This window comes from Streptomyces sp. NPDC001339 (assembly GCF_042895955.1).
Classification (GTDB): domain Bacteria; phylum Actinomycetota; class Actinomycetes; order Streptomycetales; family Streptomycetaceae; genus Streptomyces.
The window spans coordinates 248,377-274,405 of sequence record NZ_JBIAWT010000004.1 but is presented as its reverse complement, the minus strand read 5'-3'; the positions used below and the strand labels follow the sequence as shown (position 1 = coordinate 274,405).

Annotated in this window: 21 protein-coding genes, 2 pseudogenes and 1 riboswitch; of the genes and pseudogenes, 13 read left to right on the top strand and 10 right to left on the bottom strand. The window is 70.4% G+C overall.

Translation table 11 applies throughout. The annotated features are described in order from the left end of the window. Positions 1 to 319: 319 nt before the first annotated feature. The gene (locus ACFY12_RS13450; RefSeq protein WP_390715924.1) at positions 320 to 1,627 is read left to right on the top strand and encodes a hypothetical protein; all 1,308 of its coding nucleotides are present in this window, start codon (positions 320 to 322) and stop codon (positions 1,625 to 1,627) included. A gap of 68 nt (positions 1,628 to 1,695) precedes the next feature. Here ACFY12_RS13450 and ACFY12_RS13445 read toward each other — a convergent pair whose 3' ends face one another. Continuing rightward, entirely contained in the window at positions 1,696 to 2,853 is a 1,158-nt protein-coding gene (locus tag ACFY12_RS13445) for a betaine/proline/choline family ABC transporter ATP-binding protein (protein ID WP_390716269.1), read from the bottom strand. A gap of 206 nt (positions 2,854 to 3,059) precedes the next feature. Next, a pseudogene (locus ACFY12_RS13440) lies at positions 3,060 to 3,749 on the bottom strand (response regulator transcription factor); the annotation flags it as partial. A gap of 201 nt (positions 3,750 to 3,950) precedes the next feature. Between ACFY12_RS13440 and ACFY12_RS13435 the strand changes: the two are divergent. Further along, a complete protein-coding gene (locus tag ACFY12_RS13435) occupies positions 3,951 to 4,892 on the top strand; it encodes an NADP-dependent oxidoreductase (protein ID WP_390715923.1) in 942 nt (313 codons plus the stop codon). Positions 4,893 to 4,918: 26 nt separating this feature from the next. Here the strand turns inward: ACFY12_RS13435 and ACFY12_RS13430 are convergent, their stop codons facing one another. Together ACFY12_RS13430 and ACFY12_RS13425 are read right to left on the bottom strand one after the other, a co-directional pair. Further along, positions 4,919 to 5,215, bottom strand: a complete 297-nt coding sequence (locus ACFY12_RS13430; RefSeq protein WP_390715922.1) for a hypothetical protein — start codon at positions 5,213 to 5,215, stop codon at positions 4,919 to 4,921. After that, positions 5,212 to 5,415: a hypothetical protein gene (locus tag ACFY12_RS13425; RefSeq protein ID WP_390715921.1), complete on the bottom strand. Its 204-nt coding sequence runs from the start codon at positions 5,413 to 5,415 to the stop codon at positions 5,212 to 5,214. The genes ACFY12_RS13430 and ACFY12_RS13425 overlap by 4 nt, the downstream gene beginning before the upstream one ends. Before the next feature lie 115 nt (positions 5,416 to 5,530). On the opposite strand from ACFY12_RS13425, the gene ACFY12_RS13420 reads away from it, so the two are divergent. The 3 genes from ACFY12_RS13420 (at position 5,531) to ACFY12_RS13410 (ending at position 7,177) form a co-directional block, all read left to right on the top strand. Then, positions 5,531 to 6,478 carry a helix-turn-helix domain-containing protein gene (locus tag ACFY12_RS13420; RefSeq protein WP_390715920.1) on the top strand — a complete coding sequence of 316 codons (948 nt, stop codon included), beginning with the start codon at positions 5,531 to 5,533 and terminating at the stop codon, positions 6,476 to 6,478. 17 nt (positions 6,479 to 6,495) lie between these two features. Further along, positions 6,496 to 6,711 (top strand): DUF397 domain-containing protein, encoded by a 216-nt coding sequence (locus tag ACFY12_RS13415; RefSeq protein WP_390715919.1) that lies wholly within the window; start codon positions 6,496 to 6,498, stop codon positions 6,709 to 6,711. Between the two features lie 73 nt (positions 6,712 to 6,784). After that, on the top strand, positions 6,785 to 7,177 hold the full coding sequence (locus ACFY12_RS13410) for a hypothetical protein (RefSeq protein ID WP_390715918.1): 393 nt from the start codon (positions 6,785 to 6,787) through the stop codon (positions 7,175 to 7,177). On the opposite strand, the gene ACFY12_RS13405 is transcribed toward ACFY12_RS13410, so the two are convergent. After that, positions 7,170 to 8,183: a hypothetical protein gene (locus ACFY12_RS13405; protein ID WP_390715917.1), complete on the bottom strand. Its 1,014-nt coding sequence runs from the start codon at positions 8,181 to 8,183 to the stop codon at positions 7,170 to 7,172. The genes ACFY12_RS13410 and ACFY12_RS13405 overlap by 8 nt on opposite strands. Positions 8,184 to 8,364: 181 nt before the next feature. Further along, on the bottom strand, positions 8,365 to 9,468 hold the full coding sequence (locus ACFY12_RS13400; protein WP_390715916.1) for a cation diffusion facilitator family transporter: 1,104 nt from the start codon (positions 9,466 to 9,468) through the stop codon (positions 8,365 to 8,367). Between the two features lie 338 nt (positions 9,469 to 9,806). On the opposite strand from ACFY12_RS13400, the gene cbiE reads away from it, so the two are divergent. From cbiE to ACFY12_RS13385, 3 genes are all read left to right on the top strand, one after another. Next, a complete protein-coding gene (gene cbiE, locus ACFY12_RS13395) occupies positions 9,807 to 11,063 on the top strand; it encodes a precorrin-6y C5,15-methyltransferase (decarboxylating) subunit CbiE (protein WP_390715915.1) in 1,257 nt (418 codons plus the stop codon). Positions 11,064 to 11,116: 53 nt separating this feature from the next. Then, positions 11,117 to 11,881 (top strand): precorrin-4 C(11)-methyltransferase, encoded by a 765-nt coding sequence (gene cobM, locus ACFY12_RS13390; protein WP_390715914.1) that lies wholly within the window; start codon positions 11,117 to 11,119, stop codon positions 11,879 to 11,881. 322 nt (positions 11,882 to 12,203) lie between these two features. Continuing rightward, on the top strand, positions 12,204 to 12,827 hold the full coding sequence (locus ACFY12_RS13385; RefSeq protein ID WP_390715913.1) for a hypothetical protein: 624 nt from the start codon (positions 12,204 to 12,206) through the stop codon (positions 12,825 to 12,827). A 247-nt stretch (positions 12,828 to 13,074) separates the two neighbouring features. On the opposite strand, the pseudogene ACFY12_RS13380 reads toward ACFY12_RS13385, so the two are convergent. Next, positions 13,075 to 14,373: pseudogene (locus ACFY12_RS13380) on the bottom strand (cobalt-precorrin-5B (C(1))-methyltransferase); the annotation flags it as partial. A gap of 17 nt (positions 14,374 to 14,390) precedes the next feature. Between ACFY12_RS13380 and ACFY12_RS13375 the strand changes: the two are divergent. From ACFY12_RS13375 to ACFY12_RS13360, 4 genes are all read left to right on the top strand, one after another. Then, positions 14,391 to 15,218: a cobalt-precorrin-6A reductase gene (locus tag ACFY12_RS13375; protein ID WP_390715912.1), complete on the top strand. Its 828-nt coding sequence runs from the start codon at positions 14,391 to 14,393 to the stop codon at positions 15,216 to 15,218. Positions 15,219 to 15,267: 49 nt separating this feature from the next. Further along, positions 15,268 to 15,633, top strand: coding sequence for a type VII secretion target (locus tag ACFY12_RS13370; RefSeq protein WP_390715911.1), 366 nt, complete (start codon positions 15,268 to 15,270; stop codon positions 15,631 to 15,633). Positions 15,634 to 15,640: 7 nt separating this feature from the next. Beyond that, a complete protein-coding gene (locus ACFY12_RS13365) occupies positions 15,641 to 17,335 on the top strand; it encodes an alpha/beta hydrolase (protein ID WP_390715910.1) in 1,695 nt (564 codons plus the stop codon). Positions 17,336 to 17,448: 113 nt separating this feature from the next. Continuing rightward, positions 17,449 to 17,925, top strand: coding sequence for a hypothetical protein (locus ACFY12_RS13360; protein WP_390715909.1), 477 nt, complete (start codon positions 17,449 to 17,451; stop codon positions 17,923 to 17,925). A 51-nt stretch (positions 17,926 to 17,976) separates the two neighbouring features. On the opposite strand, the gene cobJ is transcribed toward ACFY12_RS13360, so the two are convergent. The 3 genes from cobJ to ACFY12_RS13345 all read right to left on the bottom strand — a co-directional run bounded on the left by cobJ (position 17,977) and on the right by ACFY12_RS13345 (position 21,982). Then, positions 17,977 to 19,572, bottom strand: a complete 1,596-nt coding sequence (gene cobJ, locus ACFY12_RS13355; protein WP_390716268.1) for a precorrin-3B C(17)-methyltransferase — start codon at positions 19,570 to 19,572, stop codon at positions 17,977 to 17,979. 113 nt (positions 19,573 to 19,685) lie between these two features. Next, positions 19,686 to 20,318 carry a precorrin-8X methylmutase gene (locus ACFY12_RS13350; protein ID WP_390715908.1) on the bottom strand — a complete coding sequence of 211 codons (633 nt, stop codon included), beginning with the start codon at positions 20,316 to 20,318 and terminating at the stop codon, positions 19,686 to 19,688. Further along, complete coding sequence (locus ACFY12_RS13345) at positions 20,315 to 21,982, bottom strand: cobalamin biosynthesis protein CobG (RefSeq protein WP_390715907.1); 1,668 nt, start codon at positions 21,980 to 21,982, stop codon at positions 20,315 to 20,317. Before ACFY12_RS13345 ends, ACFY12_RS13350 begins: the two co-directional genes overlap by 4 nt. A 204-nt stretch (positions 21,983 to 22,186) precedes the next feature. Next, a riboswitch (cobalamin riboswitch) is annotated at positions 22,187 to 22,259 on the top strand. 56 nt (positions 22,260 to 22,315) lie between these two features. Here ACFY12_RS13345 and cobN point away from each other — a divergent pair. Then, positions 22,316 to 25,936, top strand: coding sequence for a cobaltochelatase subunit CobN (gene cobN, locus ACFY12_RS13340; protein ID WP_390715906.1), 3,621 nt, complete (start codon positions 22,316 to 22,318; stop codon positions 25,934 to 25,936). Positions 25,937 to 26,029 lie beyond the last annotated feature (93 nt).

Here is a 26,029-nt window from a genome sequence, read left to right as displayed (position 1 = left end):
GCAGACCTGTGGGCGGGCGGAGGGGCGATGTTTCACGTGAAACAGTGAGCCTGCGGCCAACGTTTCACATGAAACGGTGAGGCTGCGGCCGACGCCCGGCCTGTGTGAGCCGCGAGCCCTGCCCTGTGTTGTGAGCCGTGAGCCGTGAGCCGTGAGCCGTGAGCCGTGAGCCGTGAGCCGTGAGCCGTGAGCCCTGCGCCGTGTGACGTATGTGACCTCTATGGGTCGTATGCAGGGGATGCATGCGAGAGTGTCACCCCCGGGGGACGGGTCTGGTACGAGGGGGCAGACGACGGTGATGGTGCGCGGGGCAGGCAGAGTGCGCAAGGGGAGAGGGCGCAGGGCGGTTCTGGCGGTCCTGTTCACCGCGGGCGCGGTGCTGCTGCTCGGGCCCGGTGCCGGTGCCGGTGCCGGCGGACCCGGCTCGGTGCGCCAAGACGGTGAGAGGCCGTCTTTCAGGCTCCGCACTCACGAGCCGCACACCATCACCCCGGACGAGGGCGACAGCATCCCGCCCCTCACACCCGCGTTCGGGAACACCGGGCCAGTCGCGGCGCCTCTCGGCGTGGCTCTGCGCGTCACGGTCACCGACGCCAGGTTCGACACCATCGCCCTCGACACCATCCCCAGGAACTGTTACCTCGCGAAGTACCACCGCACGCTCATCTGCGAGTTCTCTGACGCCGTGCCCGCCGGAGCCGCGTACGAGCTCGCCGAACCTCTCCCGAAAGTCAGTGGCGACTACTACGCCGTCAACGGGTCATACACGTACTCCGTCTGGCCGTTGGGGGACCCGCCCGCGCATACCGAGGACTACACAGCGCAGTACGAACGGGGCAAGGACACCGCGGTCGGTCTCAAACCGGTGGCCATGAGCACGCTCAAGGGCGACGGAGAAAGCACAGGCGACGGAGAAGATACGGGCGACGGAGAAGGCACGGGCGATGGGGAAGCCAAGGGCGGTGGGGAAGCCAAGGGCGGTGGTGAACTGCGCTTCGTCTCGGACGGCTATGCCGACAGAGCGGACTGGGGCATCGAGGGCATCAAGCTCCGCGGCAGGATCGGGGAGTACGCCGAGGCGAGCATCCCGGAACCCACCGGGGCCGCCCAGCGAGTGCGGGTGGAGGTGCCCGAAGGGACGAGCTTTGCCCCGCTCACGCGGCAGGAGCGGGAGGGGCTTCCCTCCGAAATCGACTACTGCACACGGGATGCGGAAGACGGGAACATCTACTGCAGCAACCCCAGGTGGTATGTCACCCTGCGCGTGCGGATCGACCGACGGGTCGAAGGTGCCGAAGGCAGGATCTCGGTGGCCGAACCCGGCAACGGAGACACCAACCCCGGCAACAACACCGCGCCGATCAAGCTGGAGGTCGAGGACGGTCCGACCTCGATCGACCGCTGGGTTCCGCCCGTTTCCGGTTTCCCCGTCGAGCACGACGTACCCCTGGAAACCGCCGGTTCCGACGATCTCGCCAGCCCACCCGAGCCATCCGTGATCAGCGTGGACGGCCGCACCGGCGTCATCCTGCTCGTGGCAGGCGCTTCGGCTGTCACGCTTGCCCTGGAGGCCTTCCGCCGTATCCGCCGCGCACGTAATCGGGGAGGCAGGCGCGTCACTCCGTAGGCACGGTGCGCACCTCACTCCGTAGGCACGGCGCGCGCACCTCACTCCGTAGGCACGGCGCGCGCACCTCACTCCGTAGGCACCGAATCCACTTCCGCCCGCTCCCGGGGCACCCCCCGCTCGTCCACGCCGATCGTGCGACGCAGCGCCTCATGGAGCGTGGTCGGGGTGAGGACGCCCAGGAACCGGTGGCCGTCCAGGACCGCGATCCAGCCCGCGTCGTGCTGAAGCATCTCGCTGAAGGCGGCCTTGAGGGTGGCGGTGACCGGCACCCAGGCCTCCATCCGGCGGGCGTGTCCGGCGACCGTGCCGCCGGCCCCGGCGAGTTCTTCCGTGCCCACCCAGCCGTGGAGTTCGCCGTCCTCGTCGAGCACCACCGCCCATCGGGCGCCCTCGGCCCGTAGCCGTGTCACCGCCTCCGCGGCCGGTTCGCCGAGGCGGGCGAACGGCGGGCGTTCAAGGTCGCCACGGTCGATGCCGGTGACCGAGAGCTGCTTCAACGCCCGGTCGGTGCCGACGAATTCGGCGACGTAGGGTGTCGCCGGAGTGCCGAGGACGCTCGCCGGGGTGTCGTACTGTTCGATCCGCCCCGCTCCGTACACGGCGATCCGGTCGCCGAGCCGGATGGCCTCCTCGATGTCGTGGGTGACCAGCAGCACCGTCTTGTGCATGGTGGCCTGCAGCCGCAGGAACTCCTTCTGCAGCCGGTCGCGGACGACCGGGTCGACGGCTCCGAACGGTTCGTCCATCAGCAGGACGGGCGGGTCGGCGGCGAGCGCCCGGGCCACCCCGACCCGCTGCCGCTGGCCTCCGGAGAGCTGGTCGGGGTAGCGGGAGCCGTAGACGGCCGGGTCCAGGCCGACCCGGTCCAGGAGTTCGGCAGCCCGCTCGCGGGCCTTCGTCTTCTTCCAGCCGGTCAGCACGGGGACGGTGGCGGTGTTGTCGAGTACGGTGCGGTGCGGGAAGAGGCCGGTCTGTTGGATGACGTAGCCGATATGGCGGCGCAGCCGGACCGGATCGACACCGGCGATATCGGCGCCGTCGACGAAGATCTGTCCGTGCGTGGGGTCGATGAGCCGGTTGACCATCATCATGGTCGTCGTCTTGCCGCAGCCGGACGGGCCGACGAGGGTCACCAGCTCACCCTCCCTGACCTCGAAGGAGAGGTCGTCGACGGCGAGGGTGCCGTCCGGGTAGCGCTTGGTGACGGACTCGAACCGGATCATGGAGCCGGTCGCAGGGCCGGTGACGGGGCCGGTCGCGGAGCCGATCATGGAGCCGGTCATTGGGCCATTGAATCCCGCGGTCCGCTACCGGTCCTGCCATGTGGGCAATCGGGTGGGCCCGTCGGCCGGCGTCCGGTCAACGGGTATTCGGTGGTCAACGGATCTTCGGTGGTCAATGGGTCCTCGGCGGTCAACAGGTCTCCGGTCATCCGGTATCCGGCGCCCGGTACGGTCTCGATCAGCGGCGGGTCCCCGAGCTTGGCGCGCAGTGTGCCGAGCGTGACCCGTGCCGCGTTGGCGCGGAAGCTGGTGTGCTCCTCCCAGATCTCCTCGATCAGGTCGTCGCCGCTGACCACTGCACCGTCGGCACGTAGCAGCACCTCCAGCGCTCCGAACTCCGCTCGCGAGAGCGTCAGCGGCCGTCCGTCGCGGTACGCGAGCCGGTGCGCGGTGTCGACGGCGACGCCGAACCGCTCGATGACCGGCGGCAGGGCACTGGGCCGGGCCCGCCGGCCCAGTGCCCGCACACGGGCGAGCAGCTCCTCGTACGCGAACGGCTTGGCCAGATAGTCGTCGGCACCCAGCCCCAGCCCCAGCCCCGGTCCCGGGCCCGAGGCGGTGAGCATCAGCACCCGGGTCCCCTGCATCCCAAGCGTCCTGCGCAGCCCCTGTAGCCCGTGTGGCCCGTGTGGCCCGTGTGGCCCGTACGGCCCGTGCAGCGCGGGCAGGTCGAGGTCCAGGACGAGCACGTCGTACCCGCCGAGCCGCAGCTTGACCATCGCCTCCCGGCCGTCATGGGCGATATCCGTCGTGATCGCCTCGCGGCGCAGCCCTGCGATGACCGTGTCCGCCATGTCCGCGAGGCACTCCTCGCCCGCCGCCACCAGAACGCGCATGGGGACATATGTACCCAGAGAGGCGCCGGCCCCAGCCGGATACACCCCGGCTGGGGCCGTACGAGTTGCTTCCGCGGCCCGGCCTCGGGGGCCGTACGAGTTGCTTCCGCCGCACCGCCTCTCCTCCTGCCGCATCCGGCCCGTCCGGCGTGCTTACGATCCACCTCGGCCACCGGTCCCCAGGGTGGAAGGGAAGCCACGATGAGAGCCGTAGCAGTCAACGCATTCGGCGAACAGCCGCAGCTCATGGAGTTGCCGCAGCCCGAGCCAGGGCCCGGCGAGGTCCTGGTGCGGCTGGCCGCCGCCGGGCTCAACCCCGTCGATTGGAAGCTTGCCGACGGTGATTTCGGGGACGCCGTGAAGGCCTCCTTCCCCCTCGTCCTGGGGACGGACGGTGCGGGTGAGGTACTCGCGGTCGGCAGCGGCGTACGGCGGTTCACGGTCGGGGACGCGGTGTTCGGCCAGTTCCAGCGCGCCGAGCAGGGCGGGGGTTCGTACTGCGAACTCGCCCTCGCCGACGAGGACCGCATCGCGCACGCCGCCCGCAGCGTCACCTACGCGACCTCGGCCGCGGTGCCGACAGCCGGGATGACCGCGTACAACCTGATCGAGGAGACCCGGACCAGCGAGGGCAAGTGGGTGCTCATCGTCGGCGCGACCGGCGGCGTCGGTACCTTCGCCACCCAGCTGGCGGCCGGCCGCGGAGCCGAGGTGATCGCCACCGCGCGCCCGGAGATGGCGGAGCTGATGCGCAATCTGGGCGCCTCGGAGACCGTCGACCACACCGCGGGCCCGGTAGCCGACCAGGTCCTGGCGGCCCACCCGGACGGCGTGGACGTCCTGATCGACATGATCAGCGGCCCCGCCGAATTCGCCGAGATGACCCGTACCCTCCGTGATGGCGGCACCGCCGTCTCCCTCATCGGCTCCGCCGACGCCGACGACCTGACCGAACGCAATCTCCGCGGCTTCAACTTCGTCAACCGCCCCTCCCCGCAGCTCCTGGAAATCCTGGCCGGCCACCTCGACGCGGGCCGGCTGACCGTTCTGGTGGGCAGCGAGGTCCCCCTGGAGGAGGCACCGGCGGCGATCGCCGCCAGCCGCACGGGCCGTGCCCGGGGGAAGACGGTCCTGGCCATCTGAGGTCGTTCTGGCTGTCCGAGCTGGTGCTATCTGAGCCGGTCTCCTCGGCTCTGCGCGACCCGGACCATGTCACGCAGTGATCCGGTGAGACACCGCGCGAGGTGCGCCACCTCGCGTGCGGAGAGCGGCCGTTGAGCGAGCAGGTCATCGCTGTGGCCGATCAGCTCGATGGCCATCTGGAGTTGTACGGCCTCGGCGTCATCGGCGGCACGGGCGAGGCGGCCGCCAGTGGTGTGGTCCGTGGAGAGGTAGAGGCTCTTGTCTCCCTGCCCGGCCCAGGGCAGCAGCCGGAGGGGTTCATCGTCGCCGTCGTCGTGCCTCATACGGCCGCCTCCATCCGCCGGCCCGTCTGCCGTTCGTATGCGATGAGGTACGGGCGGATGAGGGGGGTGTCCCAGAGCGGCGGCTCGGCCTGGACGACTGGGGGCGGAGGGGCGGGGAGGGGGATACGGCGGTGACGGCCGTGGCCGGGGATGAGCGCTCGTAGCAGACGGGTGAGCAGTTGCGCGGTACGGTTGCGCATAGATCAGCTCCTCTTAGGTGCTGGTTGTTGGCCCCTGTGGCCGGGTTTTCTGTGGAAGGTCAGCCCGGTCGCGGGGGTTTTGTCATGCCAATCGCCGTGCACGGACGGTGACTTGGTGGCTACTATCCCGAACATCGGTCGATGTCGCAACAGGGTCGGTGTGACATTCCTGTCGGTGTTTGGAGGCAACATGGGATACAGAGGGATTCCCACTGCCCGGAAGCGTCTGCTCGGCAGTCAGCTCCGAAGGCTCCGGGAGCAACGGAAGCTTTCCGTCGAGGCAGTGGGGGAGCAGCTGGGCGTAGGCCCATCGAGTGTGCGCAGGCAGGAGTCCGGCCACACTGCGATCAGCGTTGCTGACGCCAAGGCGTACCTGGACATATACGAGTTGGAGGACCAGGAACTGCGGCGGAAGCTCCTGGAGCTCGCCCGGTACAGCCGTGTCCGGGGCTGGTGGGCCGCATACGGGAAGACCGTGGGGCCGACCGCCGTCGACGTCGCAGACATGGAGGATCTGGCTACTGAGATCCGAACCTTCCAGCCCCTCCTCGTGCCAGGAATCATGCAGACCCAGGCGTACAGCGAGGCAATGGCCAACTTGGGGGCTGGAATCGAGGACAGGGGCTGGGATCTGGAGAAGGTGGTCGCGGTCCGCGAGCGGCGCAAGGCCATTCTGGACCGAGAGAAGCCACTACACGTGTGGGCGATCATCGGCGAAGCGGCACTGCTCACCGCTGTGGGCGGGCCTGAGGTGATGGCGGAGCAGATCGGGCATCTCCTGTTGCTGGGACAACGCAGCAACATCTCATTGCAGTTGCTTCCCTTCGCGGCTGGTGCGCACCTCGGGATGAGCGGTGCTTTCGTGCTCCTCGACTTCGCTGATGCCGACACGACGGACGGGAGCATCATGTACGTCGAAGGCGGAGGTGCCTTCAGTGATGACCCCGGCCGCGTCCGGTCGGCTATCAGCCGGTTCTCCAACCTCCAAGCCCAGGCGCTCTCGACCGGAGACACTCAGCGATACTTTGCGCAGACCGCCAAGGAGTGGCGAGACAGAACTTGATCAGACAGGGAGGGCCTGTGTCCCGGAACCTTGACCAGGGCGCGAGTGGCTGGCGCAAGTCCAGTTACAGCGCGGAGCGGGACGAGTGCGTCGAGACCGGAACCTTCCCTGTCACCCACCCCGCAGGCCCCACCATCGCCGTCCGCGACACCAAGCACCACCGCACCGGCCCGGTGGTCGCCTTCACCGCCGACGCCTGGTCGGCCTTCCTCGCCGAGATCAAGAAGACGTAGCGCTTGCCCTGCCGGATGATGGAGGCGGCGTCCTCCGCATCCAGGAGGCGACGGCGAAACGAGGTGTGATGGCATGAGTGACGACCACGGGGTCGGCGAGAAGGCGTCGGTCGCCCCTCAGTACAACGTCGATGTGCAACTCACGGTCAAGGACGACCCCAGCAGAGTCCAGTTCGTCAACATGACCATCAAGACCGTTACCACCGGTGCGGACCAGTTGGATGGCGAATGGCGCGGGGCGTCCGTCTTCGTCCCGTCCACCGGGGGTACCTTCCACTGGGACGGCAGGGCGGGACAGGAATTCACCGCTCACCTCGACAGCGCGACTGGCAAGCTGGTCCTCACTCTTGATCACTTCATTGGGTCGCCGCGCAAACTCCCTGGTAGGGGCGCCTCCGGCGAGGGCTTCGTGCTCGACCCGTTCAACCCGGGTTTCCGCGAGGACATCCTCTGGAAGATCACCTGACCGCTGCGCGCCGGGCCAGCCAGGCCCGGGCCACCGGCGGGCCTGCTGCGGCGAGCACGGCGGTCAGGGTGCCGGTGGCCATGACGAGCCAGAACCCGCTGCGTAGAGGACCGGTGAGCGCATCGGCGTACGCGTCCGCGGCCGGGCGGGAGATCATCGGCGGCAGGGCGTCCAGGGCGCGGCCGCGGAGCAGCGCAAGTGCTGCGGCCAGCAGGGCGGCCGTGGCCGCGCAGCCCGTGCCGGTGCAGATCAGTGCCCGTCGGCGGCGGTGTGCCAGGAGCAGTCCGCCGCCCAGGCACAGGGCTGCGGCCGGGGGCAGGAGCAGCGCCCCGTGGCGTACGGCTTCGTAGAGGGCCCGTACACGGGGTACGTACGGGGCCTTGAGCAGGACGACTTCCACGTCGGAGTGCGGTACGCGGTGGACGAGGTCCAGGCCCATGCTGTTGTGGGAGAGCTGGTGCTTGACCCGTTCCAGGACCGGTGTGAGGTCGAGGGTGACTTCCGATTGGACGGGGCCGGGGCCGGCGCCGGGGGCGGCGAGGGTGTCGTCCAGGGTCCGGTGGGCGGTCCGGTGCACGCCGTTCCACATGATGGGGAAGCCACGGTCGGTGACGACCTGGCGGACCTGTTTCGCGACGGACTCCCGGATGCCATGGGTGAAGTGGCGGCGCAGGGCTGGGCGTTCGGCGTGGGGTACGGCCTGGAGGAGGCCGTTCAGCAGGCCGTCGAGGGGGACGTGGGTCATGACCCCGTCCGTCACGTCGTCGACGACGGCTTGCTGTACGGCGGTGTTCTCGGCGAGCGGTGCCACTGTTGCCACATAGCTGTCGGTCTCGGTGAGTTGGGCGTGTGCCCAGGTGGCGGTCAGGCCCAGGGGCAGCAGGAGCGTTCCGGTCAGGAGGAGCGCGGTGCTTGCCGCCGACCGTACGCGGTACCCCGGCCCCCGGCTGCCCGGGTGTGCCGGGCGTACCGGGTGTGCCGGGCGTACGGGTGGGGTCGCTGGCATCGCGCCGCCCTCCCGTGAGTCCTCGCCCTGCCGTACGGCCACCTTCCACGTAAGTCCGTGGGGCCGTGGCTCGCGAGTGGGGCCGGTGCCAACGGGTGACCGGGGTCGGGGCGGGGCGGGGTGGGGCGGGGGAGTGTTTCACGTGAAGCGGGCGAGTGTTTCACGTGAAACGGTGGCGGGCTCAGTGCTCGTGGGGGCCCGGGCGGTGGACCGGGCCGTGGGTGTCCTCGCAGTGATGGGAGGCGGGGGCCGTCGCGTTGGGTGCCGGGTCCGTGGCGTCGGGGTCGGGGCGGGGGCCGAGTATGAGGACGTCGTCCGCGTCACCGCTCTCGCCGACGTGATCGACCTGGAGGGTGGCGTGGGTGATCCCGTACCGCTGGCTCAGCAGTGCCTGCAGGCCGCGGCGGACCTTGTGGCAGTCGCCGCCGGGGGCCACCAGGATGTGTGCGGAGAGCGCCGGCTGGCCGGAGGTGATCTGCCAGATGTGCAGGTCGTGGATCTCTACGACCTGGTCCTGGGCGACGAGGTGATCGCCTATCGCGTCCGGGTCGATACCGGCCGGCGCGGCTTCCATGAAGATCCGGCCCGACTCGCGCACCAGCCCGGTACCGGCCTTCAGCATCAGGGCGACGACCACCAGCGAGGCGATCGCGTCGGCCTGGGCGAAGCCCGTCGTCATCACGACCAGACCGGAGACGGCGGTAGCGATGAAGCCGAACAGGTCGGTGAGGATGTGCTGGTAGGCGCCCTCGACGTTGAGGCTGGCGCGGTTGGCCTTGGAGATCAGCCAGACACAGATCAGATTGACGACGATCCCGGAGAGCGCGGTGACCAGCACCAGCCCGCCGGCCACCTCGGGCGGCTCGATCAGCCGGTTCACCGCCTCGTACGCCAGCCAGACCGACAGCAGCAGCAAGGTGATGCCGTTGGCCTGCGCGGAGAGGATCTCGGCGCGCTTGAGCCCGTACGTGTAGCCGCCGCGGGCCGGGCGGGCCGCCAGTCGCATCGCGATCAGGGCCAGCACGATCGAGACCGCGTCGGTGAGCATATGGGCGGCGTCCGAGATCAGCGCCAGGGACTGGGCGATCACGCCGATGGCGACCTCGACCGCCATGTACGCGGTGAGGAGGATGAGCGCGGCGCGCAGCCAGCGCCGGTCGGCGTTCGGTGAGACGCCGTGGGCGTGCCCGTGGCTGTGCCCGCTGCCGTTGGCGTGGCTGTGGCCGCTGCTGTGTCCGTGGCTCTGGCCCTGGCTGTCCGCGTGGCTGTGCGCGTGCTCGGTCATGAGCGCGCTCCTTCCCGGCTCCTCGGTCCCGGCGCCTCGGAGGTCCCGACGCCTCGAAGCGAAGCAAACCGCACTTCGGTGAAAGATCCAAAGGCTGCATCGGTGACCGTTGTCATTACCGTCGAACGGCGCATCGTGCCTGGTCAGGGCAGTGTGGAGCCCGAGGCGTTTCCGGGATCAGCAGTCGGCGCTGCCGTCCCATTTCCACGATGACGGGTACGGGGCGTGCCCGCTCCCAGGGCGGGTCCGCATACGTCCCGGTCGCGGGCCTACAGCGCCCGGTCAGTAAAGTGCGGCTTCCGTCACCAGGCCCGTCTCGACGTAAGAGGTACTCGGCAGTGAGCCCCGCACCCTCGGCCCCGGCCGCCGCTCCTGAACCCCTCGCCGTCGTCGGCATCGGAGCCGATGGGTGGGACGGGCTGTCCGCCGCCTCCCGGGGCGTTCTGCGGGACGCCGAGGTGCTGATCGGCGGGGCCCGCCAGCTCGCGCTGCTGCCCGCGAAGTGCCCCGAGTTCCCCGGCGAACGCGTCCGGTGGCCTTCGCCGCTGCGTCCCGCCGTCCCCGGGCTGCTCGCCAGGTATGCCGGGCGCCGGGTGTGCGTACTGGCCAGCGGTGACCCGATGTTCTACGGGATCGGGCGGACGCTGGGCGAGGTGGCCGGGCGGCCCCTCCGGATCCTCCCGCACCCCTCCTCCGTCTCCTACGCCTGCGCCCGCCTCGGCTGGCCGGTGGAGGAGACCGAGGTCGTCACGCTCGTCGGACGGCCCGCCGAAAACCTCGCCCGTGTGCTGTACGACGGCCACCGCGTGCTCGTACTGTCCGCAGGCGCCGGCACCCCGGCCGAGGTCGCCGCCCTGCTGCGTACCCACGGCTTCGGCCCGACCCGTATGCGCGTACTGGAACAGCTCGGCGGTGACCGCGAGCGGACGGTCGAGGGGGTGGCCGCCGACTGGGCCGCGCCGCCCGCCGATCCCCTCAACGTCATCGCCCTGGAGTGCGCCCGCGAGCCCGGCACCCCGCCCCTTTCCACCGTCCCCGGCCTCCCCGACACCGCGTACGAGCACGACGGCCAGCTCACCAAGCGCCATGTCCGCGCCGCCACGCTCGCCGCGCTGGCCCCGGCCCCCGGTGAACTCCTGTGGGACATCGGCGGCGGCTCCGGTTCCATCGCCATCGAGTGGCTGCGTGCGCACCGTGGCTGCCGGGCCGTCAGCATCGAGCGCGACCCCGTACGGGCCGAGCGCATCGGCCGTAACGCGCGCGGGCTCGGCGTACCGGAGCTGCGCGTCGTGCACGGCCCCGCGCCCGCCGCGCTGTCGGGCCTGCCGGCGCCGGACGCGGTGTTCGTCGGCGGCGGCCTGACCGCGCCCGGCCTGCTGGCCGTGTGCTGGGAGGCGCTGCCGCCGGGGGGCCGGATCGTCGCCAACACCGTGACGCTGGAGTCCGAGGCGCTGCTCACCGACTGGTACCGGAGGCACGGCGGCGAACTGGTGCGGCTCGCGGTGGCGCACGCGGTGCCGGTCGGCGGCTTCACGGGCTGGCGGCAGGCGATGCCGGTCACGCAGTGGGCGGCGGTGAAGCCGATGGCGCGGTAGCCCATAGCCCGCACAGCCCACCAGGAGACGAACCCCCAGGAGACCGACCACCCATGACCGTTCACTTCATCGGCGCGGGCCCCGGCGCCGCCGACCTGATCACCGTCCGCGGCGCCCGTACGCTCGCCTCCTGCGGAGTCTGCCTCTACGCCGGCAGCCTGGTGCCGCGTGAGCTGCTCGCCGAGTGCCCGCCCGGCGCCCGGCTCATCGACACCGCACAGCTGGACCTCGACACCATCACCGCCGAGATGGTCCGCGCACACGAGGAGGGCCACGACGTCGCGCGCCTGCACTCCGGCGACCCCTCCGTCTTCAGCGCGGTCGCCGAGCAGATGCGCCGCCTGGACGCGGTGGGGGTGCCGTACGACGTGGTGCCGGGCGTTCCGGCGTTCGCCGCGGCGGCGGCCGCGCTCAAGCGCGAGCTGACCGTGCCGACCGTCGGCCAGACCGTCATCCTCACCCGCGTCGCCCAGCGCGCCACGCCCATGCCCGAAGGCGAGGACCTCGCCACCCTCGGCCGTAGTGGCGCGCTGCTCGTCCTCCACCTGGCGGCGATGTACGTCGACCGGGTCGTGGCCGAACTCCTGCCGCACTACGGCGCCGACTGCCCGGCCGCCGTCGTCGCGATGGCCTCCCGCCCGGACGAACTCGTCCTGCGCGGCACCCTCGCCGACATCGCCGGGCAGGTGAAGGCCGCGGGCGTGGTCCGTACGGCCGTCATCATGGTCGGCCGCACGCTGGGCGCCGAGCAGTTCCGCGACAGCCATCTGTACTCGCCGGACCGGGAGAGGCAGTTGCACGGGGCTTGTGGTGATTGACGGCGTTCTGCGGTAGTTGACGGTCGTACCGGGTTTGTTGACGGCCGTACTGGGGTGATTGACGGTCGCCCTTGGGTGGTTGACAGCGCATTGCAGTGCCCCCCCCGTGTCGTCTGACGGCGTATTGCAGTGCCCCCACGTCGTCTGACGGCGTATTACCACGCCCTCTGCATCGTCTGACTGATCATGCGGCCCCATCGGGGTGAATATCGGTTATTAGGTCGTTCGGTCCCGGTATGGAAGGTCCGAACCTCATGGGAGACCGAAGCTCGACTCACGACCGAAACGACCGAATAAACCGCATAAGAAGGAGCACGCCACGATGCGCACCAGACTGGCCGCCGGAACGGTTGCCACCGCAGCTCTGCTGACACTCCTCGGCGGCGGCATCGCCGGCGCCGACGCCCCGAAGCACCACCCACGGCCATCCGATCCCTCGCCCTCCCGCACCCATTCGGAACGCCCGGAGTGGATGAACGACAGTCCCGTACGGCTTCTCGCCTGTTCCCTCGGTACGGCGATCGGCGCGCTGACGGAAGGGGCCGACTGCGTGGCGGATCGGCTGGGCTACAGCTACCGGGGCGAGCACAGCTCTCAGCGGGATGTCGGCCGGCACAAGAGCGAGAACCGGGCCGTGCGGGACAACGACCGATACCGGGACGACGACGATGTCCCCGGCTTCCGGGACCTCGACGAGGGTGACCGTGACGAGGGCCGGAACCGTGACGACGAGGCTTCTGGTGGCGAGAGCCGGAAGAAGCGTGACGATGAGGCTTCCGGTGACGAGAGCCGGAAGAAGCGTGACGACGAGGCTTCTCGTGACGAGAGCCGGAAGAACCGTGACGACGACGAGGCCTCGCGCGACGAGAGCCGCAACCGCGACGACGACCGGGGCTCCCGGGACGAGGCCGACCAGGACTCCCTGCGCAGCAAGAGCAAGCGGTAATTGCGACGACCGCGGATATCAGCGGGACCGCCGATATCAGTGGGACCGCGGATATCAGTGGGACCGCCGATACCAGGGACTGCGGATGCCAGTGGACGACCGCGGATACCAGTGAAAAAAGACGGCCGGTGAGGAACTGACGGGGCCCCTCACCGGCTCATGCCCCCGGGCCCGAGCGCGGGCCCCCGCCCCGATCCGTGACGGCGCCCGCGCCCCGATCCGTGACGGCGCCCGCGCCCGGCCTCGGCCCCGGCCCCCGCGGCTCCGCCCGCCCCACCACCATCCCCGCCCGGTCGATACAGATGACATCGACCGCGACGGGCGCCCCCCGCAGCACGGCCAGCGCCTCGTCGCGCGCCGTCGCCGCCACCAGATCCCCCAGTGGCACCCCGGCCGCCGCACACAACTGCAGTGCCGCCAGCCCGGTGTTGGCCACCGCGACCTCCTCCGCCAGCGCCTCATCGGCGCCGCCGTGCCGGGCGAGTTCGGCGAGAAAGCCCTTGTCCACCTGGGACCGTGCCGAATGCAGGTCCAGATGCCCCGCCGCCAGTTTGGACAGCTTGGCGAACCCGCCGCAGATGGTGAGCCGGTCCACGGGGTGCCGCCGCAGGTACTTCAGTACCGCCCCCGCGAAGTCCCCCATGTCCAGCAGCGCGTCCTCGGGCAGATGGTGCAGCGCGACGGCGACCTTCTCGGACGTCGATCCCGTACACCCGGCCACGTGCGTACGCCCCGCCGCGCGCGCCACGTCCACCCCGCGCCGGATGGAATCGATCCATGCCGAGCACGAGTACGGCACCACGATCCCGGTAGTCCCGAGAATCGACAGCCCGCCCAGGATGCCCAGCCGCGGGTTCCACGTACTGCGTGCGATCTCCTCCCCGTGATCGACGGAGATCTCCACCTCGACGTCGGCCGTTCCCGCCGTTCCAGTCGTCCCCGGCGTTCCTTGTTCCCTCGCCGAAGCCGAAGCCGAACGCGAACGTGACCCCGATCCCGATCCCGACCCCGATCCCGACCCCGAACCCCGGCCATACCGCTCCGCGACACGCACCAGATGTTCCCGGATCATCTGCCGCGGCACGGGGTTGATCGCCGGCTCGCCCACCTCCAGCGGCAGCCCCGGCCGCGTCACGGTCCCGACGCCGGGCCCGGCCTTGAACACGACACCCGACCCGGGCGCCAACTCCCGCACCCGTGCCCGGATCAACGCCCCATGCGTCACATCCGGATCATCCCCGGCATCCTTCACCACCCCCGCCATGGCGACGCCGCGCTCCGCGTCCCACTCCCCCCACTCCTCCCACTCCTCCACCGCCAGCGCGAACGACGGCGTCTGCCCCTTCGGCAGCGTGATCGTCACCGGATCCGGGAACTCCCCGCTCAGCAGCGCCGTGTACGCGGCCGTGCTCGCCGCCGTGGCACATGCACCGGTCGTCCACCCGTGCCGCAGCCCGGTGTGCGCGAGCTGCGCGCTCCGCCCACCAGCGGCCGCCCCCGTGCTCGCCCTCCGTTGTCCCGTACCCTTCGTCTGCTCATCAGCCACGGAGGAATCCACACCCCATGCCCGACGCAGCCCGCCCGGTCCGTCCGGTCCGCCATGTCCTCATCCTCGGCGGTACGACCGAGGCCCGCCGCCTGGCCACCACCCTGGTCGCGGACCCGTCCCTGCACGTGACGAGCTCACTCGCCGGCCGGGTCACCACCCCGCGCCTGCCCGCCGGGGAGGTCCGCATCGGAGGATTCGGCGGCCCCGAGGGCCTCGCCCGCTGGCTGCGCGAGCACGCGGTGGACGCGCTCATCGACGCCACCCATCCCTTCGCCGGCACGATCAGTTTCCATGCGGCCCAGGCGGCCGCCACCGCCCATGTTCCCCTGCTTGCCCTCCGCCGGCCCGGCTGGGTACCGGGACCGGGGGACGTCTGGCACCCGGTTGCCTCCCTCGACGAGGCCGCCGAGGTCCTCCCCACCCTTCCAGCCCTCCCCACCCTCTCCGGCACCCGCCGCGTCTTCCTCACCACCGGCCGCATGGGCCTCTCCCACTTCGCCCACCTCACCGACCACTGGTTCCTCGTCCGCTCTGTGGACGCGCCCGAGCCGCCGCACCCACCCCACATGACGACGCTCCTGGACCGCGGCCCGTTCACCCTGGAAGGCGAACGCGAGCTCCTCCACACCCACCGCATCGACGTCCTCGTCACCAAGGACAGCGGCGCCGCGGCAACGGCTCCCAAACTCACCGCCGCAAGGGAGGCCGGCGTGCCGGTGGTAGTCGTACGCCGCCCCCCGACCCCAACAGGCATCCCAGAGGCAGCAACCCCAGAGCAAGCCGCCACCTGGCTCTACGACCTTTTCAACGGAACCGACAACCGACCCGGGGCCATCGCATAGGGTGGCAGGCTGTCAATCTACGGGGAATCCACGGGGAATCGGGGGAGCTTTGTCGACCAACAAAGTCGATCCGGCAGCACTGCGCACAGCCGCCACCCATGGCGAGGAGATGTACGCCGGCCTAGGGACCGCCCTGGACAGCCTGAACGCGCATCATCAGAGTGTGCCGGGCCAGACACAGGGCTTTGAATTCGCTGCGGAGCTGCTGAGAACTCACCAGAGTTGGCATGACCGGCTCAGCGATGTCCGCAAGGAGTGCGGCCAAGTCGCGCAATCGCTCCGGGCTTCTGCGGACAACTACCAGAAGAACGACGAGGAGACCGCGCGGTCGTTCACTCGCCCTGCCGCCGGAAGCTCCGTCTCCGTCCGCCCCGCCGCGCAGAGCGCTGCCCGCTTCGACAGCCCCTTTGGATGATGTCCCGATGACGCTGACTGTACGAGACGTGCAGAACCTCAACTTCTCCGCGCTGGAAAGCGCGAAGGAAGAATGGGCGCAGGTCGCCCGGCGACTCGGGGGCTACTGCGACCGCACGGACGCTCACATGCTCCGGCCGCTGAAGCATGAGTGGTCCGGGGAAGCAGCTGACAAGGCGCAGAAGCGCATGAGCAGGCTGAGCGAGAACTTTCAGTTCAGCAGCCAGGAATGTGCACTGATCCAGGCGACCCTGGACGGAGCCATTACCGAACTCCGCCAAGAGCAGAAGATGCTCCATCAGGCAGTGGACGAAGCCACTCGTAAGGGATACAAGGTGGCTCCGACCGGTGAGGTCCTGTACGCCGATGAGGGGGACATACCCACCGGAGACCCGGACGCGGGACCGCCGGCGAAGGAGCGGGAGAGGCTCAGCGTTGAGAATTACATTCTGTCCTCCCTGCGCAGAGCCCAGGAGATAGACGCCCGATATCGAGTCGCACTTGCGAGACTCCGTGTCGGTAGAGGGCTTGACGTGGACCGTCTTGAGTCTCAGAGAGACGCCTCGGACATCTCCAAGATTGCCGGAGAGGCTGTGGGGCTGCAGTCCGCTCCTGCCAAGGGCACAGATCCGAAGAAGGTCCGGGACTGGTGGAACGGCCTGAGCAAGGAGGAGCAGGAGGAACAGCTGGCGCTCAACCCGGACGTCGTCGGAAACCTCGACGGGATACCGGCGAAGACTCGCGACAAGGCGAATCGGGTTAATCTTGACCGGCTGATTGCCACGTATCCGGAGCCTGTGCCGGACGAGGTGAAGGAACAACATGACGGCTTCAAGGCAATTAGAAAGCGCCTGGACGACGACGAGGGAAAGAAGCCAGAACCGCTTCTGCTCGGCATTGGCCCAGAGGGGCAGGGGCGTGCCATCCTGTCGTACGGTGACCCTGATACTGCGGATAATGTCGCCGCCTATGTGCCTGGTCTGGGCACTACCCTCTCAGGAATAGGGGGAGAGGATGGTGAGCGAGCCAAGAACGTCTGGAAATCGGCGGACGCTGCTGACCGCGGGCAACGCAAGACGGCTTCAATCGTCTGGCTTGGATACGACGCGCCGCAGATCGGCTCGGGCGGGCCCAGTGACTTTGCGGTTGCAGGCGAGGAACGAGGCAAGAGAGGCGGGGCGGACTTCGGGAATTTCTTGGACGGCATCCAAGCGACCCATCAGGGGGATCGACCGCACGTCACGGCGATCGGCCACAGTTACGGGTCGTTCACGGTGGGTCAGGCGGCTCAGCGTGAGGGGGGAATCCCTGCTGACGACATCGTCCTCGTGGGCAGCCCTGGGACCGGCGCGGAGAAGGCCGAGGAGCTTGGGGTCGGCGCCGGTCATGTATGGGTGGGAGCGGCCGAGAGTGATCCGGTTACCCACGCGCCTTCCAAGGGTGAATCCGGTGCCGCCGCCATCGGTGGCCCTATCGGTGCCGGAATAGCTCATCTTGTCGATCCGCATGGATTGTGGTTCGGTCAGGATCCGGCCAGCGAAGATTTTGGCGGAAATCGGTTTGCAGTGGATCCCGGTGTACCTTGGAATTCGCATTCCAGCTACTTTGATCCGCCCGATGAGGGTGATCCCCGGTCATTGAACAATATGGGGGCGATAGTGGCCGGCCACCCGGAGAAGGTTACCTTCCAGGCGAGGCGATGAATCTGATGATTCGACGGAAGTTTTGCTTGACGGTCGTTGGCGTAGTGTTGGTATCTGGGTTGCTGGATGGGTGCTCTCTCTTGCGGGGTGACGACCCCGAGCCCACCATTAGTGTGGAACAGGCAGTCAAGCAAGTCGACTCGCTGCTGAATGAAACTTTCAAGATGGTGAGCCCTCGACTCAAATGGCGCGACGACCCCGCTCACATGTCGCAGCGCAGAAATTCTTTCACGAATAAATCCGATGGGGAAGTGAGAGTTGGCAGGCAGCGTCATGTGCGTACCAAGATATCGAAGGCGAAGCTGACCAAGCTTCTCGCGGTCGTCGAAAATTACTGGAGGGGAGAGGGGTTCAAGATCACTATGTTGGATCCTCGTGAGCCTTCGATTTCCGGGAAAAGGTCGGATGGCTGCGTTGTCAATCTTTCGGTAACTGGCTTCGGTGACGTCTCCATTGCTGCTAGTGTTGGTGCCCTATCCGACGGGCCCAGCGGTGACGTTGAGGGCGAAGAAGGCGACAAATTCCCCGAGGCGCCCGGCGGCGGACCGGACTACACGCCTGACGCGCCTGACCCCTATTGGTCCAAGTGACGCTGTGTGGCCCCTGCCTGCCGCAGGGGCCACTGCCCGTCCAATACCGCGCTACTGCTCCGGATACGTCCGTGGCGTCCAGACCACGTCCCCATCCCTCCCGTCTTCACGCCGTACGACCTGCGTCTGGGACGAGCCGATGATGAGGAGGGTGCGCATGTCGATCTGGGTGGGGTCGAGGTCGGTCAAAGCGACCGTGCGGAGGGATTCCTCGGGGCCGCCGATGTCGCGGGCGAGGATGACCGGGGTGTCCGGGGAGCGGTGTTCGAGGAGGAGTTCGCGGGCCTTGGCGACCTGCCAAGTGCGCGTACGGGAGCCGGGGTTGTAGAGGGCCAGGGCCAGATCGGCGGTGGCGGCGGCGCGGAGGCGGTCGGCGATGACTTCCCACGGCTTGAGGCGGTCGGAGAGGGAGATGACCGCGTAGTCGTGGCCGAGCGGGGCGCCGGCGCGGGCGGCGGCCGCGTTGGCGGCGGTGACGCCGGGGAGGACCCGTACGGGAACGGAGCGGTACGGATCCTGGGAGGCGACCTCCAGCACGGCAGTGGCCATGGCGAAGATGCCCGGGTCGCCACCGGAGACCACGGCGACCCGACGGCCGCGCCGGGCCAAGTCGAGGGCGAATTCCGCGCGTTCGGACTCGACCTTGTTGTCGGATGCGTGGCGACGCTGGCCCGGGCGTACCGGGACGCGGTCGAGGTAGGTGGCATAGCCGACCAGATCCTCGGCGGCGGCGAGGGCGCCACGTGACTCCGGGGTGAGCCAGAGCGGGCCGGCCGGGCCGGTGCCGACCACGACGACCTCGCCGGTGTCGGAGGAGGCGGTGCTGCGCTGGGCGGCCTGCTCACCCTGGCCGGTGGGGTCGGAGTCGGTGGACTGAGTGGACTGAGTGGGCTGGGTGGACTGGGTGGGCTGAGTGGACTGGGTGGAATCGGTCGATGTGGCGGACAGAGTCGAGGTGGCGGGTGTGGGCAGCGCTGCGATGCGGCTGGGCACGACGGCGACCGAGAAGTAGGGGACGGTGTCGGTCTCGGTGTCGACGGTGGCCAGGGGGGTCGTGCGTTCGCCGGGCATGGTGGCGCGTTCGACGTAGTGGGCCTCGGGGAGGCGGCCGGAGCGTTCCATGGCGCGGCGGACGGTGGGGAAGGTGCGGCCGAGTTTCATGACGACGGCGGTGTCCGTGGCGGCGAGACGCGCCGTCAGCTCCTCCTCGGGGAGCGTGCCGGGGAGGACGGTGAGGACCTCGTCGGCCTCGGCGAGGGGCCTGCCCAGGCGGGCCGCGGCGGCGCTGATCGAGGTGACACCGGGGATCACCTCGGTCGGGTAGCGGTGCGCCAGCCGCTTGTGCATGTGCTGGTAGGAGCCGTAGAAGAGCGGGTCGCCCTCGGAGATGACGGCGACCGTGCGGCCGGCGTCGAGGTGGGCGGCGAGGCGGGCCGCGGCGGCCTCGTAGAACTCGTCCAGCGCACCCCGGTAGCCACCGGGGTGATCGGTCGACTCGGTGGTGACCGGGTAGATCAGCGCTTCCTCGATGTGGTCGGTGCGCAGGTGGCTGGCGGCTATCGCGCGTGCGATGGAGCGTCCGTGCCGGGCGCTGTGGTACGCGATGACATCGGCCTCGGCGATGACTTCGGCGGCCCGGATCGTCATCAGGGACGGGTCACCGGGGCCGAGGCCCACACCGTAGAGGCGGCCGGTGGCGGCCGTCGCTTCTTCCTGCTGCTCCCGCTGCTCTTGCTGCTCGCTCACGGTCACGGTCACGCTCATTCTTCCTCGCTCGCGATGGCGTTGATCGCGGCCGCGGCCATGGCGCTGCCGCCGCGGCGCCCGCGCACCACGATGTGGTCCAGCTTCGACGGATGGGCGATCAGCGCGTCCTTGGACTCCGCCGCGCCGATGAAGCCGACGGGAATGCCGAGGACGGCGGCGGGGCGCGGTGCCCCCTCCTCGATCATTTCGAGGAGCCGGAAGAGGGCGGTGGGCGCATTGCCGATCGCCACCACCGCGCCGTCCATACGGTCCCGCCACAGTTCGAGCGCGGCCGCGGTGCGGGTGGTCCCCATCTGGGCGGCCAGGTCCGGCACCGACGGATCGGTGAGCGTGCACAGGACGTCGTTGCCGGCCGGCAGCCGCTTACGGGTGACGCCGCTGGCGACCATGGTGGCGTCGCAGAGGATCGGCGCACCGGCGCGCAGGGCTTTCCGGGCGCCGGCCACCACGCCGGGCGTGAAGGCCAGGTCGGGTACGAGGTCGACCATGCCGCAGGCGTGGATCATGCGGACCGCGACCCGGCTGACGTCGGCGGGCAGGCCGGCGAGGTCCGCCTCGGCGCGGATGGTGGCGAAGGACTGGCGGTAGATCGCCGCACCGTCCCTCTCGTACTCGAACGCGGTCACTGTGGCCTCGTTTCTTGTGTTGCTGGTGGTGCGTGTGGTGGCCGTACGACCGATACCTGGTAGCCGTCGGGTGTCGCCAGGACGTCGATCCAGGTGCCGTGGGGGTGGCCACAGCGGCGTTCGCAGCCGGACCAATGGACGGGCAGATCGCGCAGGGCGGCGACGCGTGGCTCGTGTGGGGGGAGGGGGACGGGGTGCTCGGGTGTGGCGAGAGGCGCGGTGAGGGCGGGGGCGTCGCCTGGCGTGGGGGTGCCTGTCCCGATGGCGGCTGCGGCGTCGGCGCGTACGTCCGTACGGGACTTGGCGCAGCCGGGGCGGCCGGTGCAGGCGCCGAGGCGGTACCAGGGGGAGGACGGGTCGGTGACCAGCCCGGCGGCGGACAGGGCGGCCAGCCGGGCGTCGGCCGTGGTGGCCGCCAGGCCGGGGACGACGATGCCGCGCCAGGGTGTGAGGCGCAGTTCGCCGGATCCGTGGTGGGCTGCGGTGGCGGTGAGCAGGCGCCATTGGGCGGTGCTCAGCCGGCCCAGCGGCGCCAGGACGGAGAGGGCGACGTGGCGCCCATCGGGGCCGTCGGAGCCATCGGGGCCATCGGGACCTTCGACGATTCCCGGAGCGGAAGAATCTGCGGAGGGGGCCGCGGATGCGCCCGCGGATGGGTCCGCAGCGTCGGCCGTGTGTGCTCCCTGCGCCGCGTGCGCCATGTGCCCCGCATACGCCGCATACGCCGCATCAGCGACGTACTCCGCCGCGATGCCCGCCGTCCGCAGCCGCTCCGCCACGTCCAGGGCTGTCAGCCCCTGTCCGGCCGGGAGTTCGCGGACTCGCCAGGCGCCGCTGCCGTTCGCCTCGGCGGCGGCCAGGAAGGTCTCGGCGGCGATGAGCGCAGCACGTGCCGCGTCCCGGCCCGCGATCCTCAGCGCCGCCGGATCCTCGCCGACCCGCAGCAGCGCCCCGCACCCGGACCTGCTTCCCCTCCCGTTCCCGGGGCCATTCCCGCCCCCCGGCCCACTCCCGTTGCCGCGCCCACTTCTACCCCCAGGCCCACTTCCACTCCCAGGCTCACTCCCGTCGCCCGGGCCACTCCTGTCGCCAGGTCCACTTCCGCCCCCGGTCCCCGCCGGACTCGCGGAAGCCGCAGCTCCGCCCCGTTCTGCGACCAAGGTCACATCCCCGCCGAGCGTTGCCACATCCCCCCGCCCGTCGTCCAGGACGAAGAGGAAGCGGCCCGAAAGCGCGGTCGCGGACGTGCTCGCGCACAGCAGTGCGTCCAGCTCCCGGGCCCACGACCGCACGTCAGCAGGGGTGTTGCGGTCCAGCCCGGCCAGCGGGGAGGCGAGGATGTTGCGGATCCGCTCATGGCGTTCCGAGGGCAGCAGGCCGGCGTCGCGGAGCAGGGCGGCGAGCCGGGCGCCGCAGTCGTCCGGCAGGCCGCGGAGTTCGATGTTCCCCCGGGAGGTCAGGGAGAGGTGCCCGTCGCCGAGACGGTCGGCGGCGTCGGCCAGCACAGATGCCTGACGTACCGTCAGATCACCGGCGGGTACCCGCACTCGGGCGAGGCAGCCATCGGCGGCGGAGTGCAGCCGCAGCGCTCCCGGGCAGGCGTCACCGCGATCCCGTATGGGCGGTGCGGCCTCATGGGGCCGTATCGAGGGGGAGGGCGGCATGGCGGCGAGCATACCGACGACGGTGAGTGGCCGATCCGGGGCGATCCGGCCACCGGCCGTGCCGCGGCGGAGGACGGGGCACGGCCCGGGAGGCAGGTGCACAGGCCCGCTTACGCACCCCACCCGCTGCCCCTTACTATGCAGGTCGGTGGGTCGGCTGGCCCGCCGGACGCCAGCGACGGCGCCGGGCTCTGCGGCCCGAGGGAGGAAGCCCGGTGAGACTCCGGCGCGGTCCCGCCACTGTGAACCCGGCCCATGCCGGGTGAGCCAGGAACTCCCGCCGTCCTTACGACCACCCGGGGCGCGGACACCCCGAGGAAGGCCTGCGCTCGCATGTTTCTGCTGCTGTCGACCTCCGACACCGACCTGCTCAGTGCCCGCGCGGCCACCGGCCCCGTGCCGTACCGGCTCGCCAACCCCGCCCGCCTCGATGTCAGCGAACTGCCCGCGCTGCTGGAGGGCACCGACCTCGTCGTCGTACGCCTTCTCGGCGGCATCCGCGCCTGGCAGGAGGGCCTGGACATCCTGCTCGCCGAGGACCAGCACCGGCCGGTCATCGTGCTCACCGGCGAACAGGCCCCCGACGCCCAGCTCATGGAGCAGTCCACGGTCCCCATCGGCATCGCCGCCGAGGCGCATGCCTACCTGGCCCATGGCGGCCCCGCCAACCTCGACCAGCTCGCCCGCTTCCTCTCCGACACCGTGCTGCTGACCGGCCACGGCTTCGAACCGCCCGTGGCCGCGCCCACCTGGGGCCCCTTGGAGTGGGAGACCCGCAATGAGCACGGTCCCGCCGTTGCCGTGCTCTACTACCGCGCCCACCACATGAGCGGCAACACCGCCTTCGTACGGGCCCTGTGCGAGCAGGTCGAGGTGGCCGGCGGACGGGCCCTGCCGCTCTTCGTCGCCTCCCTCCGCGCCCCCGAACCCGAGCTGATCGACGCCCTCCGCGCCGCCGACGCCATCGTCACGACCGTGCTCGCGGCCGGCGGCACCAAGCCCGCCGAGGCCTCCGCCGGCGGAGATGACGAGTCCTGGGACGCGGGCGCGCTGGCCGGCCTGGACGTACCGGTCCTGCAGGCGCTGTGCCTGACCGGGCCGCGCAGCGCCTGGGCGGAGAACGACGAGGGGCTCTCCCCACTCGACGCCGCCTCGCAGATCGCCGTCCCCGAGTTCGACGGCCGCCTGATCACCGTGCCGTTCTCCTTCAAGGAGGTCGATGAGGACGGCCTCCCGGTGTACGTCGCCGACCCCGAACGCGCCGCCCGGGTCGCCGGTACCGCCGTACGTCACGCCCGGCTGCGCCACATCCCGGCCGCGGAGAAGCGCCTCGCGCTGGTGCTGTCCGCCTACCCCACCAAGCACTCCCGGATCGGCAACGCGGTCGGCCTGGACACCCCCGCCAGCGCCGTCGCCCTGCTCCGCCGCCTCCGCGCCGAGGGCTACGACTTCGGCACCGAGGACGTCCCGGGCCTCGCCTCCGGCGACGGCGACGAGCTGATCTACGCCCTCATCGAGGCCGGCGGCCACGACCAGGAGTGGCTCACCGAGGAACAGCTGGCCCGCAACCCCGTCCGCATCCCGGCCGCCGACTACCGGCGCTGGTACGGGGCCCTCCCGCAGGAACTCCGCGACGCCGTCGAGGAGCACTGGGGGCCGCCGCCCGGCGAGATGTTCCTCGACCGCAGCCACGCGGGCGAGCCCGGCCGCGACCCCGACGGCGATATCGTGCTCGCCGCCCTGCGGCGCGGCAATCTGCTCATCCTCATCCAGCCGCCGCGCGGCTTCGGCGAGAACCCGATCGCGATCTATCACGACCCCGATCTGCCGCCGTCGCACCACTACTTGGCGGCCTACCGCTGGATCGCCGCCTCCCAGGAGGACGGCGGCTTCGGCGCGGACGCCATGGTCCACCTGGGCAAGCACGGCAACCTGGAGTGGCTGCCGGGCAAGAACGCTGGGCTCTCCGCCGCCTGCGCCCCGGACGCCGCCCTCGGCGACCTGCCCCTGATCTACCCCTTCCTCGTGAACGACCCGGGCGAGGGCACCCAGGCCAAGCGCCGGGTGCACGCCACCCTCGTCGACCACCTCGTCCCGCCGATGGCCCGCGCCGAGTCCTATGGCGACATCGCGCGGCTGGAGCAACTCCTGGACGAGTACGCCGCGATCTCCGCCATGGACCCGGCCAAGCTGCCCGCCATCCGCGCCCAGATCTGGACCCTGATCCAGGCCGCCAAGCTCGACCACGACCTGGGCATGGACGAACGCCCCGACGACGACGGCTTCGACGACTTCCTGCTGCACGTCGATGGCTGGCTGTGCGAGGTCAAGGACGCCCAGATCCGCGACGGACTGCACGTCCTGGGGGCCGCCCCGGCCGGCGAGGCCCGCGTCAACCTCGTCCTCGCCATCCTCCGCGCCCGGCAGATCTGGGGCGGCACCACCGCCCTGCCCGGCCTGCGCGAGGCGCTCGGGCTGGACGAGTCCGCGGCCACCCGTACCACCGCCGACCAGGCCGAGGACACCGCCCGCGCTCTCGTCCAGGCCATGGAGGACGCCGACTGGGACCCGGCCGCGGTCGCCCGGGTCGCCGACGGCCACCCGGCCGCGGTCGCCGACATCCTCGACTTCGCCGCCCGCCAGGTCGTCCCGCGCCTCGCCGCCACCACCGACGAGATCGACCACGCCGTCCACGCGCTCAACGGCGGCTTCGTCCCGGCGGGCCCCTCCGGCTCCCCGCTCCGCGGCCTGGTCAACACCCTGCCGACCGGCCGCAACTTCTACTCCGTCGACCCCAAGGCCGTCCCCTCCCGCCTCGCCTGGGAGACCGGCCAGGCCCTGGCCGACTCGCTGCTGGAGCGCTACCGCACCGACAACGGCGAGTGGCCGCAGTCGGTCGGACTGTCCCTGTGGGGGACCAGCGCGATGCGCACCAGCGGTGACGACGTGGCCGAGGCCCTCGCCCTGCTGGGCATCCGCCCCGTATGGGACGACGCCTCGCGCCGCGTCACCGGCCTGGAGCCCATCCCGCTCGCCGAGCTGGGCCGCCCCCGTATTGACGTCACCCTGCGCATCTCGGGCTTCTTCCGGGACGCCTTCCCGCACGTCATCGGCCTCCTCGACGACGCCGTACGGCTGGCCGCCGGACTCGACGAGCCGGACGACCAGAACTTCGTCCGCGCCCACACCCAGGCGGACCTGTCCTCCCACGGCGACGAACGCCGCGCCACCACCCGGATCTTCGGCTCCCGCCCGGGGACGTACGGTGCGGGCCTCCTCCAGCTGATCGACTCGCGCGACTGGCGCACCGACGCCGACCTGGCCGAGGTCTACACCGTCTGGGGCGGCTACGCCTACGGCCGTGGCCTGGACGGGCGTTCGGCGCGCGAGGAGATGGAGACGGCCTACCAGCGCATCGCGGTGGCGGCCAAGAACACGGACACCCGCGAGCACGACATCGCCGACTCCGACGACTACTTCCAGTACCACGGCGGCATGGTCGCCACCGTCAAGGCGCTCAAGGGCAAGGCCCCCGCGGCGTACATCGGCGACTCCACCCGCCCCGAGACGGTCCGCACCAGGACGCTGGTCGAGGAGACCTCCCGGGTCTTCCGCGCCCGGGTCGTCAACCCCCGCTGGATCGAAGCCATGCGCCGCCACGGCTACAAGGGCGCCTTCGAACTCGCCGCCACTGTGGACTACTTGTTCGGCTACGACGCCACCACGGGTGTGGTCGCCGACTGGATGTACGACAAGCTCGCCCAGACCTACGTCATCGACCCGGAGAACCGCGCCTTCCTCCAGGAGGCCAACCCCTGGGCCCTGCACGGCATCGCCGAACGCCTCCTGGAGGCCGAGTCCCGCGGTATGTGGGAGAAGCCGGACGCCGAAACGCTGGCCGCGCTGCGGGAGGCCTTCCTCGAGACGGAGGGCGAACTGGAAGGGGAGGACTGACGGCGGCGCGGACGGAGGGGCGGAGGGAGAGCTGAGTGGCGGCTGCCCTGGAACTCTCCCGCTGCCAGGCAGCCCGCCGCCCGCCGGGCGGAT

What these genes read in the sequence shown, in the direction of transcription:
- ACFY12_RS13410 (WP_390715918.1), top strand. Translation starts at nt 6,785, where the DNA reads ATGAGTGACGACCACGGGGTCGGCGAGAAGGCGTCGGTCGCCCCTCAG.
- ACFY12_RS13345 (WP_390715907.1), bottom strand. Translation starts at nt 21,982, where the DNA reads ATGCCGCCCTCCCCCTCGATACGGCCCCATGAGGCCGCACCGCCCATA.
- ACFY12_RS13435 (WP_390715923.1), top strand. Translation starts at nt 3,951, where the DNA reads ATGAGAGCCGTAGCAGTCAACGCATTCGGCGAACAGCCGCAGCTCATG.
- ACFY12_RS13430 (WP_390715922.1), bottom strand. Translation starts at nt 5,215, where the DNA reads ATGAGGCACGACGACGGCGACGATGAACCCCTCCGGCTGCTGCCCTGG.
- ACFY12_RS13365 (WP_390715910.1), top strand. Translation starts at nt 15,641, where the DNA reads ATGACGCTGACTGTACGAGACGTGCAGAACCTCAACTTCTCCGCGCTG.
- ACFY12_RS13425 (WP_390715921.1), bottom strand. Translation starts at nt 5,415, where the DNA reads ATGCGCAACCGTACCGCGCAACTGCTCACCCGTCTGCTACGAGCGCTC.
- cobM (WP_390715914.1), top strand. Translation starts at nt 11,117, where the DNA reads ATGACCGTTCACTTCATCGGCGCGGGCCCCGGCGCCGCCGACCTGATC.
- ACFY12_RS13445 (WP_390716269.1), bottom strand. Translation starts at nt 2,853, where the DNA reads ATGATCCGGTTCGAGTCCGTCACCAAGCGCTACCCGGACGGCACCCTC.
- ACFY12_RS13385 (WP_390715913.1), top strand. Translation starts at nt 12,204, where the DNA reads ATGCGCACCAGACTGGCCGCCGGAACGGTTGCCACCGCAGCTCTGCTG.
- ACFY12_RS13375 (WP_390715912.1), top strand. Translation starts at nt 14,391, where the DNA reads ATGCCCGACGCAGCCCGCCCGGTCCGTCCGGTCCGCCATGTCCTCATC.
- ACFY12_RS13405 (WP_390715917.1), bottom strand. Translation starts at nt 8,183, where the DNA reads ATGCCAGCGACCCCACCCGTACGCCCGGCACACCCGGTACGCCCGGCA.
- cobJ (WP_390716268.1), bottom strand. Translation starts at nt 19,572, where the DNA reads ATGACGATCCGGGCCGCCGAAGTCATCGCCGAGGCCGATGTCATCGCG.
- ACFY12_RS13400 (WP_390715916.1), bottom strand. Translation starts at nt 9,468, where the DNA reads ATGACCGAGCACGCGCACAGCCACGCGGACAGCCAGGGCCAGAGCCAC.
- cobN (WP_390715906.1), top strand. Translation starts at nt 22,316, where the DNA reads ATGTTTCTGCTGCTGTCGACCTCCGACACCGACCTGCTCAGTGCCCGC.